Here is a 1,562-nt window from a genome sequence, read left to right as displayed (position 1 = left end):
GGTGTTACAAACTCTCGTGGTGTGACGGGCGGTGTGTACAAGGCCCGGGAACGTATTCACCGCGGCGTGCTGATCCGCGATTACTAGCGATTCCGACTTCATGTAGGCGAGTTGCAGCCTACAATCCGAACTGAGATTGGCTTTAAGAGATTAGCTTGCCGTCACCGACTCGCAACTCGTTGTACCAACCATTGTAGCACGTGTGTAGCCCAGGTCATAAGGGGCATGATGATTTGACGTCATCCCCACCTTCCTCCGGTTTATTACCGGCAGTCTCGCTAGAGTGCCCAACTGAATGATGGCAACTAACAATAGGGGTTGCGCTCGTTGCGGGACTTAACCCAACATCTCACGACACGAGCTGACGACAACCATGCACCACCTGTCACCGATGTACCGAAGTAACTTTCTATCTCTAGAAATAGCATCGGGATGTCAAGACCTGGTAAGGTTCTTCGCGTTGCTTCGAATTAAACCACATGCTCCACCGCTTGTGCGGGCCCCCGTCAATTCCTTTGAGTTTCAACCTTGCGGTCGTACTCCCCAGGCGGAGTGCTTAATGCGTTAGCTGCGGCACTGAATCCCGGAAAGGATCCAACACCTAGCACTCATCGTTTACGGCGTGGACTACCAGGGTATCTAATCCTGTTCGCTCCCCACGCTTTCGAGCCTCAGCGTCAGTTACAGACCAGAGAGCCGCTTTCGCCACCGGTGTTCCTCCATATATCTACGCATTTCACCGCTACACATGGAATTCCACTCTCCCCTTCTGCACTCAAGTTTGACAGTTTCCAAAGCGAACTATGGTTGAGCCACAGCCTTTAACTTCAGACTTATCAAACCGCCTGCGCTCGCTTTACGCCCAATAAATCCGGACAACGCTCGGGACCTACGTATTACCGCGGCTGCTGGCACGTAGTTAGCCGTCCCTTTCTGGTAAGCTACCGTCACAGTGTGAACTTTCCACTCTCACACTCGTTCTTGACTTACAACAGAGCTTTACGATCCGAAAACCTTCTTCACTCACGCGGCGTTGCTCGGTCAGGGTTGCCCCCATTGCCGAAGATTCCCTACTGCTGCCTCCCGTAGGAGTCTGGGCCGTGTCTCAGTCCCAGTGTGGCCGATCACCCTCTCAGGTCGGCTATGTATCGTCGCCTAGGTGAGCCGTTACCTCACCTACTAGCTAATACAACGCAGGTCCATCTTGTAGTGGAGCAATTGCCCCTTTCAAATAAATGACATGTGTCATCCATTGTTATGCGGTATTAGCTATCGTTTCCAATAGTTATCCCCCGCTACAAGGCAGGTTACCTACGCGTTACTCACCCGTTCGCAACTCATCCAAGAAGAGCAAGCTCCTCTCTTCAGCGTTCTACTTGCATGTATTAGGCACGCCGCCAGCGTTCGTCCTGAGCCAGGATCAAACTCTCATTAAAATCTTTAATAATTGTTCGAGCGTTAACTCATTACCGTCGTCTGACGATTTATTCTTGTAAATTGACAGGTTATAATTCTTCTATCATAACCCTGCACTTGGTTTCTTATTCAGTTCTCAAAGGTCT

The 1,562-nt window shown here is 50.8% G+C and carries 1 rRNA gene; it reads right to left on the bottom strand.

Annotated elements, in window-relative coordinates:
- Window positions 1-1,436 (bottom strand): 16S ribosomal RNA (locus HMPREF2979_RS00960); the annotation flags it as partial.
- Window positions 1,437-1,562 lie beyond the last annotated feature (126 nt).

This window comes from Streptococcus sp. HMSC078H12, assembly GCF_001814615.1.
Lineage (GTDB): Bacteria > Bacillota > Bacilli > Lactobacillales > Streptococcaceae > Streptococcus > Streptococcus salivarius_F.
Note: the sequence above shows the minus strand (reverse complement) of the source record. Positions and strands in the feature narration are given on the sequence as shown.